Source organism: Stenotrophomonas sp., from assembly GCF_050737075.1.
GTDB lineage: Bacteria > Pseudomonadota > Gammaproteobacteria > Xanthomonadales > Xanthomonadaceae > Stenotrophomonas.
In genome coordinates this window covers 1-13,376 of the sequence record NZ_JBOHXV010000053.1, presented here as the reverse complement: position 1 = coordinate 13,376, position 13,376 = coordinate 1, and the positions used below count along the sequence as shown (strand labels likewise).

Here is a 13,376-nt window from a genome sequence, read left to right as displayed (position 1 = left end):
CCCATGCAGCTGAACCACGAAATCCCCGATTTCGCCTATGCGTTCCGCTCCGCCGGTGGCAGTTCGGTGGTGCTCGAGGACCGTGAGCAGGTTCGCATGCGCGAACTGGGCCACAGCTTCATCGTGACCCCGACGGCGCTTGTGGAGTCCTGGTCGGGCGCCGCCGACGCCAAGGCGCTGACCCCGGACGATCTGGCCGCGGTGCTGGCGCTGGCGCCGGAGCTGGTGATCCTGGGCACCGGCGCGACCCAGCAGTTCCCGTCTGCCGCCGTCATGGGCGCCTGCCTGACCCGCGGCATCGGCCTGGAAGTGATGGCCAACGCGGCGGCGGCACGGACGTTCAACCTGCTGGCCAGCGAGGGCCGGAATGTGGCCGCGGCGATCCTGCTGGCGGGTTGAAATGCGTTGTTTTTGTTCAGGAAAGGCCGCCGTTGGCGGCCTTTTTTGTGTGCGGTTTCGTCCGGATCTGCGTGGCAGCCACCCATCGGGTGGCTCTACGTTGTACGCGCACGGCCGTGTGCGGCAGCCACGCAGGGCGTGGCTCTACACCGTCGGGATGCGGTAGAGCCACCCCATGGGTGGCTGCTCGCTTATTTGGGCGGCAGGTACAACAACGGGTCCACCGGCTTGCCGTTGTAGCGGATCTCGAAGTGCAGCATGTCGCGGGTGGTGCCGGTGCGGCCCATTTCCGCGATCTGCTCGCCGGCCTTGACGCTCTGGCCTTCGTTGACCAGCCGCTTGCGGTTGTGGCCGTAGGCCGACAGCCACTGGTCGTTGTGCTTGACGATGATCAGCTCGCCGAAGCCCACCAGACCGGCACCGGAGTACACCACCACGCCCGGCGCGGTGGCGCGGACCGGCTGGCCACTGCTGCCGGCGATGTCCACGCCCTGCTTGGTGACGTCGGCACCGACGAAGCGGCCGACAATCGCGCCATCGGCCGGCCAGCGCCAGTCGATGCTGCTCTTGATCGCGGTAGTCGGCGACGGGGTCGGCGCCGGCGTAGGCGTGGCGGTACCCGGACGCGGGGCGGTCACCACCGTGGTCGGCGCCCGGCCCGAACCGTTGCCCGGGTACAGGCGCAGGGTCTGGCCCGGATAGATCGTGTACGGCTCGGCCAGCCCGTTCCACGCCGCCAGGTCGCGCGGGGTGATGTTGTGGATGCGTGCCAGCGCGTACAAGGTGTCGCCACGGCGTACCACGGCGGTCTGGCCCGGCTTGGCCACCGAGCTCTGCGGGGTGCTGTGCGCCGTCGGACGGCCACCGGAACCGGACGGCTTGACCACCGTGGCGGTGCCGCAGGCACTCAACGTGGCCACCACCAGCAGTGCGGCCAGCCGCGCTCCCCCGTTCAAACGATCAGCACTCATGCGAACTTCGACCTCCAGACGAGCCAGGCCACCAGGCCGACCACAAGCACGGTCGCCACCCAGCCCAGCGGTTCAATCCAACGCCGCAGCGCCGCTTCCGCGCGCGCGCCGCCAATACGGATGACCGCCGCCAGCACGAACACGCGCTTGCCGCGGCCAATCAACATGCTCAGGAAATACTGCGGCAGCGGCACGCCGACGATACCCGAGGCCCAGGTGAATACCTTCATCGGGATCGGCATGAAGCCGCCCAGCACCAGGAAGGTGAACACCGCCCAGGGCGACTCGGCCATCTTGGCCTGCACGACCGCGATACCACTTTCAATGCTGCCCAACATGCCCAGCGCCGCGAACAGCGGCTTGAGCGCTTCAAAGGCGTAGTGGCCAAGCGCATAACCCACCAGTGCGCCGACCATGGAACCGGACAGGCTCAGCGTGGCGAACCACCAGCCGCGCTTGGGCTGGGCCACGCACATCGGCGCGAGCATCACCTCGGGCATCACCGGGAAGATGATCGCCTCGATGAAACTCAACACCGTCAGATAGGTCGGCGCGCGCTCATGCGCGGCCCACTTCATCGCCCGCTCGTACAGCGGACCAAAAATCTTCATGACGCAACGCTCCTTGGAATCAATCCAGCATGCCAGACAGCAGCGGTACGAACGTGACCGGCGCCAGTACCTGCTGTTCGACGCTGCCGTCTTCGCGACGGGTCAGCTGGATCAGCGACTGCGCCCCTGCCCCGCCGACCGGCGCGACCAGGCGCCCGCCCACGGCCAGCTGCTCGACCAGCGCATCGACCAGGGCCGGTGCGGCAGCGGTCACCACGATGGCGTCGAACGGACCGTGTTCGGCCCAGCCGATGCGGCCGTCGTCATGCTTGCTGCGGACGTTCATGCCCAGCGCGCGGAAGCGCTTGCGCGCCTGCCGCAGCAGGTCGCCGATGCGCTCGACGGTGTAGACCTCCAGCCCCAACGCGCCGAGCACGGCGGCCTGGTAGCCGGAGCCGGTGCCCACTTCCAGCACCTTCTTCGGGGCCGACTGCAGCACCGCTTCGGTCATGCGCGCCACCACCCACGGCTGGGAGATGGTCTGGCCATGCCCGATCGGCAGCGCGGTGTCTTCATAGGCACGCGAGGCCAGGGCCTCGTCGATGAACAGGTGGCGCGGGACCACGCGGATGGCGTTGAGCGTGGCTTCGTCGGCGATGCCGCTCTCGCGCAGGCGCTCGACTAGGCGGTCGCGCACGCGCTGGGAGGTCATGCCGATCCCCACTGCTTCGGGCTGCAGGCGCAGGCGCTGGCTCATGCCGGCCGGTCCAGCGCGGCGGTCAGCCCGCCTACCCAGCTGGCCACCTTCTCCAGCGCCTGGTAACGGGTCAGGTCGACCTGGATCGGGGTGATCGAAATGAAACCGTTGCGCACCGCGTGGAAGTCCGTGCCCGGGCCGGAGTCCTGCTCGCGCCCGGCCGGGCCGATCCAGAACACCTCGTTGCCGCGCGGGTCGCGCTGGGCGATGCAGCCCTCGGCGCGGTGGCGGTTGCCGAGCCGGGTCACCTCGAAGCCGCGCACCTCCGACCAGGGCAGGTCGGGCACGTTGACGTTGAGGATGGTGTCGGCGGGCAGTGGGTCGGCCTTGAGCCGGGTCACGATCTCCACCGCGGCACGTGCGGCGGTCTCGAAGTTCTTCGGATCGTGGTTGTGGGTCACCAGCGACATCGCCACGGCGGGCAGGCCGAGGAAACGCCCTTCCATCGCCGCTGACACGGTGCCCGAATAGATCACGTCGTCGCCGAGGTTGGCGGCGTTGTTGATGCCCGAGACCACGATGTCCGGGTCGTATTCGAGCATGCCGGTCAGCGCCAGGTGCACGCAGTCGGTCGGGGTGCCGGCCACTGAACAGGTGTAGTGGTCGAGTCGCTTGACCCGGACTGGCAGGTCCAGGGTCAGCGAGTTGCTGGCACCGGAGCGGTCGCGATCGGGCGCGACGACCATCACTTCGTGACCGGCGTCGCGCAACACCGCCGCGAGCATCTTGATGCCGGGGGCATCGACACCATCGTCGTTGCTGACCAGGATCCGCATGGGCTGTTTAACCGCTTGATTATTCAAGACTTCATTTCCATCACTTTCCAGCGTTGGCGGGGCCGGCCTTCACCCGTTACGGGATCACCGACCGCGCAAGTGCGTCAGCTATTGTGCCGCAAGCGGGCAGATCGGCCTACCCCGCGCGGAGTAGGCACGACCGATCCAGCGCATTAGGCTGTACGCATGTCACATCCTGAAGACGAAGATCCCGCGGCGTTGTTCCGCGCCGCCATCGGCGAGGTGCAGCCGCTGCGCAAACCGGCGGCCGCGCCGCCCGCCACGCCCCGGCCGAAGCCGCGCGCGCGCATGGCCGAGCTGGACGAGGATGCCGCGCGCGGCGAGTTTGCCCGGCTGCTGCGCGACAGCGGCCCGCTGGAGGCCGGCGACACCGCCAGCTACCGCAAGGAGAACCTGCCGGCGCGCATGTTCCAGCGGCTCAAGCGCGGCCAGTATTCGGTGCAGGACGAGCTGGACCTGCACGGGGCGACGATGGCCCAGGCCGAGGCGCTGCTGCGCCAGTTCCTGCTGGAGGCGCACGCGCATGAGCACGGTTGCGTGCGCATCATCCACGGCAAGGGGCTGCAGTCGGACGGTGGCGCGCCCATCCTGAAGAACCTGGTGGACCGGCTGCTGCGCCAGCGCAATGACGTGCTGGCGTTCCATTCGGCGCCGGCCGGGCAAGGCGGGACCGGCGCGGTGTTGGTGTTGTTGGCGAACCGGTAGAGCCACGCCCTGCGTGGCTGCGCGGCAATCAATCGTTCGACACGGCCCCGCCCACATCCTGCACCGGCCCCAGCTCGTGCACCACGGCGGTGGCGTAACAGCCCGGCGGGAGGGCGAAGGTCAGCTCCAGGACACCGGCTTCCAGCCAGCGATGCTGCAGGTTGGCCGGGCGCAGGCGCAGCGCGCGGCGCTCCTGCTTCAGGCGCGCGGCTTCCAGCCCGGTGCGCAGCTGCAGGGACTGCTCGTCACTGATCGCGCCCAGCTCCAGCTCAGCCGCAGCACCGGTGCTGCGCAGCTCGCCCTCGCCCCACAACGGGCCGCTGGGATGGATGTCGAACCGGCCGAGGCGATCGGCCAGCAGGTCGGTCCACGGCTCGGGGCCGAACACGCTGCGGCTGCCATCCAGCATCCACACCTCGCCCTCCAGCGGGCTGTCCCAGCTGCCCTGGGCGACGCGCTCGGCCAGCACCTGGTTGAACAGCGCCGAACGCGCGGCCGACAGCAGCAGTGACCGCTGATCCGGGCGCACCCGACGCCCGTTGAACATCGCCAGCGCCGACGGCACGTTGCCGCCGTCACGGCCGAAACGCTGCTCGCCGAACCAGTTCGGCAGGCCGCGCGCGGCAATCAGCGACAAACGCTCATCGATCGCCTTCGCATCGCCCTGCACCTCGCGCAGCACCAGTTTGAAGCGGTTGCCAGCGAGTGCGCCGCGCTGCAGCTTGCGGTTGTGCCAGGTCGACTCGACCACCTCGACCTCGTCCGAGGCCAGCAGCGCGATGTCCGGCGCGATCCGCTTGGGCAGGTGCACGCTGAAGCGCTGGGTGGTGACCGCATGGCGGTCCTTCATGCCGGCGAAGCTGACCCCCATCTCCGGCAGGCCCGCCCACTTGGCCAGCAGCTTGGCCACGTGCACGGTGTTGGCACCGCGCTTGCGGATGGTGAGCAGCAGGTGTTCGCCCTCCCCGCTCGGCTCGAACGCCGGCAGCTCGTCGACCTGGAAATCCTCGGGCGTGGTGCGGATGTTCGCGGTGAGCAGCGGCGCGCCGAACGCCAGCGGCAGCGGGATCACAGCGCCACCAGCAGCACGACGGCCTGCGCGGCGATGCCTTCGCCACGCCCGGTGAAGCCCAGCTTCTCCGACGTGGTGGCCTTGACGCTGACCGCATCCAGCGCGATGCCGAGCAGCCCGGCGATGCGCTCGCGCATGGCCAGCGCATGCGGGCCCACCTTGGGCCGCTCGCAGATCACGGTGATGTCGGTATTGCCCACCTGCCAGCCGCGTTCGCGCAGCAGGTCGTTGCAGTGTTCCAGGAAGCGGCTGCTGTCGGCACCCTTCCAGCGCATGTCCGAAGGCGGGAAGTGCTGGCCGATGTCGCCCAGCGCCACGGCGCCGAGCATGGCATCGCACAGCGCATGCAGGATCACGTCGCCGTCGCTGTGCGCGAGCACGCCACAGCTGTGCGCGACGCGGATGCCGCCCAGCATGATGTGGTCGCCCTCGCCGAAGGCGTGGACGTCATAACCCTGCCCGATGCGGACCGGAGGAAACGGGGAATTCATGATTGAACCTGACGTAGCGCCGGGCTCTGCCCGGCTGGGTAGCGCCGGGCTCTGCCCGGCTGGACGGATCACGCCCCGCGGCGCGACAGCTCGAATTCGAAACGGGACAGGTCGGCCGGGGTGGTGACCTTGAAGTTGTCTTCGTTGCCTTCCACCAGCAACGGGCGCAGCCCCTGCCGCTCCATCGCCATGGCCTCGTCGGTGACCTCGACGCCGGCAGCGGCGGCTTCCTGCAGCGCGCGGGCGAGCTGGTGGCGGCGGAACAGCTGCGGGGTGAGCGCCCGCCACAACCGCGCGCGCGGTTCGGTGGCATCGATGCCGCCGTCGTCGCCGGCGCGCTTGAGGGTGTCGCGCACCGGCGCGGCCAGGATCGCCCCGACCGGGTCGGCACGCCCCACTTCCAGCAGGCGGCCGAGGTCGGCAGCGGCCAGGTTCGGGCGCGCGGCATCGTGCACCAGCACGAAATCATCCGCGCGCACGCTGTCCGGCAACGCCTGCAGGCCGGCCAGCACCGAATCGGCACGGGTCGCCCCGCCAATGCAGGTCAGGATCGGCTTGTCGGCAAGCGACTGCCAGCCCGGCCAGTCGGCATCGTGCTCGGCAATCACCACCATCACCCCGGCCACGACCGGGTGCGAGAGCAATGCTTCGAGGGTATGCGCCAGCAGCACCCGGTCGCCCGCGACCAGGTACTGCTTGGGGGTCTCGCCGCCGAAGCGGGTGCCGCGGCCGGCGGCGGGGACCACAGCCCAGACACTGCCCATCAGGGCACTTCCGGGTGCGGTGCGTCGGGATCGCCGACCTGGGCCGGCGCACGCGGCGGTGCCACCGGCGCGTTTTCGACCACGCGGTAGAACTTCTCACCTGGCCTGATCATGCCCAATTCGCTGCGTGCACGCTCTTCGATGGCGGCCTCGCCTTCCTTGAGGTCCTTGACCTCGGCAGCCAGCGCGTCATTGCGCTGCTGCAGGCCGGCGTTGTCGCGCCGCTGCGCCTCGACCTGGGCTTCGAGCATCATGACCTCGCCCGAATTGCCAGGACCGAACCAGAAGCGGTACTGCAGCCATGCCAGCAGTACCGCGAGCACCAGCAGCAGCCAGCGCCAGTTGCGCATGCGGATCAGCGCTTCAGCGACACGAACGCGTCACGCCCGGCGTAACGCGCGCCGGCACCGAGGGCTTCCTCGATGCGCAGCAGCTGGTTGTACTTGGCCACGCGGTCGCTGCGGCACAGCGAACCGGTCTTGATCTGGGTGGCGGTGGTGGCCACGGCGATGTCGGCGATGGTGGTGTCTTCGGTTTCGCCCGAACGGTGCGAGACCACGGCCGCGTAGTTGGCGTTGTGCGCCATGGCGATCGCTTCCAGGGTCTCGGTCAGGGTGCCGATCTGGTTGACCTTGATCAGGATGGCGTTGGCGGTGCCCGACTCGATGCCTTCCTTGAAGATCTTCGGGTTGGTCACGAACAGGTCGTCGCCGACCAGCTGCACCTTCTTGCCGATGCGGTCGGTGAGCAGCTTCCAGCCCGCCCAGTCGTTCTCGGCCAGGCCGTCCTCGATGCTGATGATCGGGTACTGGGCGGCCCAGTCGGACAGGAAGTCGACGAATTGTTCGGAGGTCAGGCGCTTGTTCTCGCCGACCAGGTTGTACTTGCCGTTCTCGTAGAACTCGCTGGAGGCCACGTCCAGGCCCAGCAGCACGTCTTCGCCGGCGGTGTAGCCGGCCTTGCCGATCGCTTCCAGGATGGTGTCCAGCGCCTCGACGTTGCTGCGGAAGTCCGGCGCGAAGCCGCCTTCGTCGCCCACGGCGGTGCTCAGGCCGTGGCCCTTGAGGACGGACTTCAGCGAATGGAAGATTTCGGTGCCGGCGCGCAGGGCTTCGGAGAACGAGGTGAAGCCGACCGGCAGCACCATGAATTCCTGGAAGTCCACGTTGTTGTCGGCATGCGCGCCGCCGTTGATGATGTTCATCATCGGCACCGGCAGCGACGGGGCTGCACCGGTCTTGCCGGCCAGGTACTGCCACAGCGCCTGCTTGTTCGCGGCGGCGGCGGCATGGGCGGTGGCCATGGACACGGCCAGCAGCGCGTTGGCGCCCAGGCGGCCCTTGTTCTCGGTGCCGTCGAGGTCGATCAGGCGGCGGTCGAGGGCCTCCTGGTCGGCCGCGTCATAGCCCTTCAGCGCGGTGGCAATGGTGGTGTTGACGTTGTTGACGGCGTTGCGCACGCCCTTGCCCAGGTAACGGGTCTTGTCACCGTCGCGCAGCTCCACCGCTTCCTTGGAGCCCGTCGAGGCACCCGAGGGAACCGCGGCGCGGCCGAACGAACCGTCCTCCAGGACGACGTCGGCTTCCAGCGTGGGATTGCCACGGCTGTCGAGGATTTCACGGGCGTGGATGCTGCGGATCGTGGTCATAGCGGGCCGGTTACCAGTCAGAAAGGGGGAACGCCAAAAAATGAACGTGTCAAACGTGCCGCGTGATTATCCCCACCTGCCCCCCGCTTGCCAAATCGGCGTGCGGGCGCGGCGCGGGACTACAGCAGCGCCGGAAGCAGCAGCACCAGCAACAGCAGGCCCAGCAGGCCCAACGCGGCGCCGCCGCCTGCCGGCTGGCGGCGCAACCGCAGCGCCAGCATGCTGGCGCCTACGGTGGCGAGCGCGCAGGTAATGCCGGCGGCCAACGCGAGGTTGATCGGGGTCGCCACCGCCCGGATGGCATGGTTGCCATCACCGGGCGCGCCCACCGCCGACAGCACCAGCACGGTGAGCACGAACGTGCAGCCCCAGCTGGCGATGGCCAGCAGCAAGGCTGCCCATCCCCATGGCCACGCCCGCCAGTGCCGGCCGATCAGGCCTGCGCTTCCTGCAGCGGCGCGCCACCGGCCTTGCGCTCGCGCGCGGCACGGATGAAGCCGATGAACAGCGGGTGGCCTTCGCGCGGGGTGGACAGGAATTCCGGGTGCGCCTGGCAGGCCAGGAACCACGGGTGCTGGTCGCGCGGCAGTTCGATCACTTCCACCAGGGTGTCGTCCATCGACTTGCCGGCGATGACCAGGCCGGCGTCCTCCAGCTGGGTGCGGTAGCGGTTGTTGAACTCGTAGCGGTGGCGGTGACGCTCGGACACCACGTCCTTGCCGTACAGCTCGCGGGCCAGGGTGCCCGGCTTCAGGCGCTGCTCCTGCAGGCCCAGGCGCATGGTGCCGCCCAGGTCGCTCTTGTCGTCGCGCTTTTCCAGATCGCCGGTGGCGGTGCGCCATTCGGTGATCAGGCCGATCACCGGGTTCGGCGACTGGCGGTCGTTCTCGGTGCTGTTGGCGCCGTCCAGGCCCACCACGTTGCGGGCGAAGTCGACCACGGCGGCCTGCATGCCGTAGCAGATGCCGAAGTACGGCAGCTGCTGCTCACGGGCGAACTGCGAGGTGAGCACCTTGCCTTCGAAACCACGGTCGCCGAAGCCGCCCGGCACCAGGATGCCGTCGACGTCCTTGAGGGCGGCCATGTCGGTGCCCTCCAGGTCCTGTGCTTCCAGCCACTTCAGGTTGACCTTGGTGCGCTGGCGCAGGCCGCCGTGCTTGAGCGCCTCGCCCACGGACTTGTAGGCGTCCTGGTGGTCGACGTACTTGCCGACCACGGCAATGGTGACCTCGTCCAGCGGGTGCAGGGTGGCATCCACGGCCGCTTCCCACTCGTGTAGATCGGCCGGGCCGGCCTTGTCGCCCAGCTTGAGCTGGTTGATGACGATCTCGTCCAGGCCCTGCTCGTGCAGGCCCATCGGGATGCGGTACAGCACGTCGACGTCGGGCACGCTGATGACGGCGCGCTCGGAGACGTTGGTGAACTGGGCGATCTTGCGGCGCTCGGACTCGGGCACCGGCTGTTCGGAGCGGCACAGCAGCACGTCCGGCTGGATGCCGATCGAGCGCAGTTCCTTCACCGAGTGCTGGGTGGGCTTGGTCTTGAGCTCACCGGCGGCGGCGATGTACGGCACCAGGGTGAGGTGCATGAACAGCGCCTTTTCCGGGCCGCGCTCGGTGCGCACCTGGCGGATGGCTTCCAGGAACGGCAGCGATTCGATGTCGCCCACGGTGCCGCCGATTTCCACCAGCGCCACGTCGAAGCCTTCGGTGGCCTCGTCCATGCAGCGGCGGATCTCGTCGGTGATGTGCGGAATGACCTGCACGGTGGCGCCCAGGTAATCGCCGCGGCGCTCCTTGCGGATGACGTTCTCGTAGATGCGGCCGGTGGTGACCGAATTCTTGCGGCTCAGGCGGGTGCGCACGAAGCGCTCGTAGTGGCCCAGGTCGAGGTCGGTCTCGGCGCCGTCGTCGGTGACATACACCTCGCCGTGCTGGAACGGGCTCATGGTGCCCGGGTCGACGTTGATGTACGGGTCGAGCTTCATCATCGTGACGGTCAGGCCACGGGCTTCGAGGATGGACGCAAGTGACGCGGCGGCAATGCCTTTGCCGAGCGAGGAAACCACGCCGCCGGTTACGAAGATCAAGGGAGTCATGGCTGGAGGTGTCCTGTCAGGAAGGGGGAAACGGCGCCGGCGCGGGGGGCGACGGACGACGTGAAGGGGAAATCGGGGATGATCCGGGCGGCGGCAGCGGGACGTTCACGCGCCGGGGCCAGGATCAGGGACGGGGTGCAGGTCGGACCGGTCTGCGAGGTCGGGGTGGCCGCGCCGGTCGCCGATGGGACCGTCACCTCCTGCCTACCCTGCTGGCGGTCGCGCACGACCAGACCAGTCCATTCGCTGATGGATGACACGCACTGCTCCCGGAAAGCCATAGTTTACAGATTGAGCGGCCCAAGCCCAAGGGGCACGAACGAAGACGCCCCGGACATGCCGGGGCGTCGAAGGGGCTGCGAAGCGGACTCAGCGCTTCTTTTTCGCCTCTTCTTCCTCTTCCTGCTGCGGCGTCTGCTGGCCCTTGGCCTTCATTTCGGCGTTGGCAGCCGCGCGGCGCTTGGCCTTGGCGTCGGCCTCGGACTGGGCCTTGGCCTCGGCCTGGTCGCCCTGCTGCGCGGTGGACTGGCCCTGTCCGGCGTTCTGGGCCATAGCCAGCGGCACGGCCACGACGGCGGCGGCAATGGCAATGATGGTCAGCAACTTCTTCATGGGGTCTCCTCGCGTTGGCTGGTGATGGGTTCCGGGGTCCGGTTTTCCCATCACGCCTAGTCTATCGCGGGCTGGTCGGCCGGCCCCTGAACGTGTGGCGTGCAAAAAAACCGGCCAGACCGCAAACTTCGCCGTCGCTTTGCGCTTCTTGAAGACAGATGAACACCCGCTATAACGCCGCCGATATTGAAGTCCTGTCCGGCCTTGACCCGGTCAAGCGCCGCCCGGGCATGTATACCGACACCGCGCGCCCGAACCACCTGGCGCAGGAAGTGATCGACAACGCCGTGGACGAGGCCCTCGCCGGCCACGCCCGGACGGTCGAGGTCACGCTGTTCAAGGACGGCAGCTGCGAGGTCAGCGATGACGGTCGCGGCATGCCGGTGGACATCCACCCCGAGGAGAAGATCCCGGGCGTGGAGCTGATCCTGACCCGCCTGCATGCCGGCGGCAAATTCAACAACAAGAACTACACGTTCTCCGGCGGCCTGCATGGCGTGGGCGTCAGTGTGGTCAATGCGCTGTCCACGCTGGTGGAGGTGCATATCAAGCGCGACGGCAGCGAACACCGCATCACGTTCCGCAACGGTGACCGCGCGACGCCGCTGGAAGTGGTGGGCACCGTCGGCAAGAAGAACACCGGTACGCGGGTGCGCTTCTGGGCGGACCCGAAGTACTTCGACACGCCCAAGTACAACCTGCGGGCGCTGCGCCACCTGCTGCGCGCGAAGGCGGTGCTCTGCCCCGGCCTGACGGTGAAGCTGCGCGACGAGGCCACGGACGAGCAGGACACGTGGTACTTCGAGGACGGGCTGAGCGATTACCTGAAGGCGGAGCTGGGCGAGCGCGAGATGCTGCCGGCGGACCTGTTCGTGGGCCAGCTGAAGAAGGACACGGAGGTGGTGGACTGGGCGGTGGCCTGGCTGCCCGAAGGCGAGCTGGTCCAGGAAAGCTACGTGAACCTGATTCCGACGGCCCAGCACGGCACGCACGCGAACGGGCTGCGCACGGGTCTGACGGAGGCGCTGCGCGAGTTCTGCGATTTCCGCAATCTGCTGCCGCGCGGGGTGAAACTGGCTCCGGAAGATGTGTGGGACCGGGTATCGTTCGTGCTGTCGCTGAAGATGACGGACCCGCAGTTCAGTGGCCAGACGAAGGAGCGGCTGTCGTCGCGCCAGGCCGCGGGTTTCGTGGAGGGCGCCGCGCATGACGCATTCAGCCTGCTGCTGAACCAGAACGTGGCGTTGGGCGAGCAGATCGCGCAGTTGGCGATCGAGCGCGCCAGTGCCCGCCTGAAGACGGAAAAGCTGGTGGTGCGCAAGAAGGTGACGCAGGGCCCAGCGCTGCCCGGCAAGCTGGCAGACTGCATCAGCCAGGATCTGTCGCGCACGGAGCTGTTCCTGGTCGAAGGCGATTCGGCCGGCGGCAGTGCGAAGCAGGCGCGCGACAAGGACTTCCAGGCGATCATGCCGCTGCGCGGCAAGATCCTGAACACGTGGGAAGTGTCGTCGGGCAGCGTGCTGGCGTCGGAGGAAGTCCACAATCTGGCGATCGCGATCGGTTGCGACCCGGGCAAGGAAGACATCAGCGGGCTGCGCTACGGCAAGGTGGTGATCCTGGCCGACGCGGACTCGGACGGGCTGCACATCGCAACGCTGCTGACGGCGCTGTTCCTGAAGCATTTCCCGTCGCTGGTGGATGCGGGCCATGTGTTCGTGGCGATGCCGCCGCTGTTCCGCGTGGACGTGGGCAAGCAGGTGTTCTACGCGCTGGACGAGGAAGAGAAGCGCTCGCTGCTGGACAAGATCGAGCGCGAGAAGATCAAGGGCCAGGTCAATGTGACCCGCTTCAAGGGCCTGGGTGAGATGAACCCGAACCAGCTGCGCGAGTCGACGATCCACCCGGACACGCGCCGCCTGGTGCAGTTGACGGTGGACGACGGCGAGCAGACCAGCGCGCTGATGGACATGCTGCTGGCCAAGAAGCGCGCGGGCGACCGCAAGCAATGGCTGGAAAAGAAGGGCGACCTGGCTTCGCTGGAAGTCTGATCGCTACTGAAAAATCCCGCTTCGGCGGGATTTTTTTTGCCTGCCGCCCTGGCGTGCGGGCGCCTGGATTGCACGCTTTACCGTGGCGCCGGGCCCTGCCCGGCTGCTGTTGGATTTGGGCGAACAGCCCTTGATCTGCGAGGCTCCCAGGTTGGGGCCGTCGGGTGTGGGTTTGTGGGGGACGCTGCAAGTACGTCCATGTAAGCTCAGTCGCCGCATCCATGCGGCTCATGCCCCCTCAAACCCACCCCCGCCGACCCTTCGACAACAGGTCGGTGGCCACGGAACAAGCCGACACGGCGGCCGCGTAGGGACACGCCATGCGTGTCTGCTCCTTCCTTCCGCACGCGACCCTCTGTCGGGGGCGGCCGGCGGGTAGCCCCCGGAGGGACGCTAGAAAACATGGATGTTTTCTAGCAGCCTACAAGGACGTACTTGCGGCGTGTCCCGGAGCGGGGCTGCC

Annotated in this window: 15 protein-coding genes; 3 read left to right on the top strand and 12 right to left on the bottom strand. The window is 68.1% G+C overall.

Annotation, left to right across the window (positions count from 1 at the left end; all coding sequences use genetic code 11):
• Positions 1–3: 3 nt before the first annotated feature.
• Complete coding sequence (locus tag ACREPD_RS13520) at positions 4–399, top strand: Mth938-like domain-containing protein (protein WP_431599796.1); 396 nt, start codon at positions 4–6, stop codon at positions 397–399.
• 191 nt (positions 400–590) lie between these two features.
• Here the strand turns inward: ACREPD_RS13520 and ACREPD_RS13515 are convergent, their stop codons facing one another.
• The 4 genes from ACREPD_RS13515 to surE are packed head-to-tail and all read right to left on the bottom strand — an operon-like array spanning position 591 to position 3,454.
• Positions 591–1,370: a peptidoglycan DD-metalloendopeptidase family protein gene (locus ACREPD_RS13515; protein WP_431599795.1), complete on the bottom strand. Its 780-nt coding sequence runs from the start codon at positions 1,368–1,370 to the stop codon at positions 591–593.
• Positions 1,367–1,981 (bottom strand): YqaA family protein, encoded by a 615-nt coding sequence (locus ACREPD_RS13510; RefSeq protein WP_421570745.1) that lies wholly within the window; start codon positions 1,979–1,981, stop codon positions 1,367–1,369. The genes ACREPD_RS13515 and ACREPD_RS13510 overlap by 4 nt, the downstream gene beginning before the upstream one ends.
• 19 nt (positions 1,982–2,000) lie before the next feature.
• The gene (locus tag ACREPD_RS13505) at positions 2,001–2,678 is read right to left on the bottom strand and encodes a protein-L-isoaspartate(D-aspartate) O-methyltransferase (RefSeq protein ID WP_431599794.1); all 678 of its coding nucleotides are present in this window, start codon (positions 2,676–2,678) and stop codon (positions 2,001–2,003) included.
• Entirely contained in the window at positions 2,675–3,454 is a 780-nt protein-coding gene (gene surE / locus ACREPD_RS13500) for a 5'/3'-nucleotidase SurE (protein ID WP_431599793.1), read from the bottom strand. The genes ACREPD_RS13505 and surE overlap by 4 nt, the downstream gene beginning before the upstream one ends.
• Positions 3,455–3,640: 186 nt before the next feature.
• Between surE and ACREPD_RS13495 the strand changes: the two genes are divergently transcribed.
• Positions 3,641–4,180, top strand: coding sequence for a Smr/MutS family protein (locus ACREPD_RS13495; protein ID WP_431599792.1), 540 nt, complete (start codon positions 3,641–3,643; stop codon positions 4,178–4,180).
• A 28-nt stretch (positions 4,181–4,208) separates the two neighbouring features.
• On the opposite strand, the gene truD is transcribed toward ACREPD_RS13495, so the two are convergent.
• From truD to ACREPD_RS13455, 8 genes are all read right to left on the bottom strand, one after another.
• Positions 4,209–5,252, bottom strand: coding sequence for a tRNA pseudouridine(13) synthase TruD (truD, locus tag ACREPD_RS13490; RefSeq protein ID WP_431599791.1), 1,044 nt, complete (start codon positions 5,250–5,252; stop codon positions 4,209–4,211).
• Positions 5,249–5,743, bottom strand: coding sequence for a 2-C-methyl-D-erythritol 2,4-cyclodiphosphate synthase (ispF, locus tag ACREPD_RS13485; protein WP_431599790.1), 495 nt, complete (start codon positions 5,741–5,743; stop codon positions 5,249–5,251). Before ispF ends, truD begins: the two co-directional genes overlap by 4 nt.
• A gap of 68 nt (positions 5,744–5,811) precedes the next feature.
• Complete coding sequence (ispD, locus tag ACREPD_RS13480) at positions 5,812–6,510, bottom strand: 2-C-methyl-D-erythritol 4-phosphate cytidylyltransferase (RefSeq protein ID WP_431599813.1); 699 nt, start codon at positions 6,508–6,510, stop codon at positions 5,812–5,814.
• Entirely contained in the window at positions 6,507–6,857 is a 351-nt protein-coding gene (ftsB, locus tag ACREPD_RS13475) for a cell division protein FtsB (RefSeq protein ID WP_431599789.1), read from the bottom strand. The genes ispD and ftsB overlap by 4 nt, the downstream gene beginning before the upstream one ends.
• Positions 6,858–6,862: 5 nt before the next feature.
• Positions 6,863–8,155 carry a phosphopyruvate hydratase gene (gene eno, locus ACREPD_RS13470; protein WP_431599788.1) on the bottom strand — a complete coding sequence of 431 codons (1,293 nt, stop codon included), beginning with the start codon at positions 8,153–8,155 and terminating at the stop codon, positions 6,863–6,865.
• A 119-nt stretch (positions 8,156–8,274) separates the two neighbouring features.
• The gene (locus tag ACREPD_RS13465) at positions 8,275–8,547 is read right to left on the bottom strand and encodes a hypothetical protein (RefSeq protein WP_431599787.1); all 273 of its coding nucleotides are present in this window, start codon (positions 8,545–8,547) and stop codon (positions 8,275–8,277) included.
• A 41-nt stretch (positions 8,548–8,588) separates the two neighbouring features.
• On the bottom strand, positions 8,589–10,253 hold the full coding sequence (locus tag ACREPD_RS13460) for a CTP synthase (protein WP_431599786.1): 1,665 nt from the start codon (positions 10,251–10,253) through the stop codon (positions 8,589–8,591).
• Positions 10,254–10,622: 369 nt separating this feature from the next.
• Complete coding sequence (locus ACREPD_RS13455) at positions 10,623–10,865, bottom strand: hypothetical protein (protein WP_421570735.1); 243 nt, start codon at positions 10,863–10,865, stop codon at positions 10,623–10,625.
• Positions 10,866–11,023: 158 nt separating this feature from the next.
• Here ACREPD_RS13455 and parE point away from each other — a divergent pair, with 158 nt between their 5' ends.
• Entirely contained in the window at positions 11,024–12,913 is a 1,890-nt protein-coding gene (gene parE / locus ACREPD_RS13450; protein WP_431599785.1) for a DNA topoisomerase IV subunit B, read from the top strand.
• Positions 12,914–13,376: the final 463 nt, after the last annotated feature.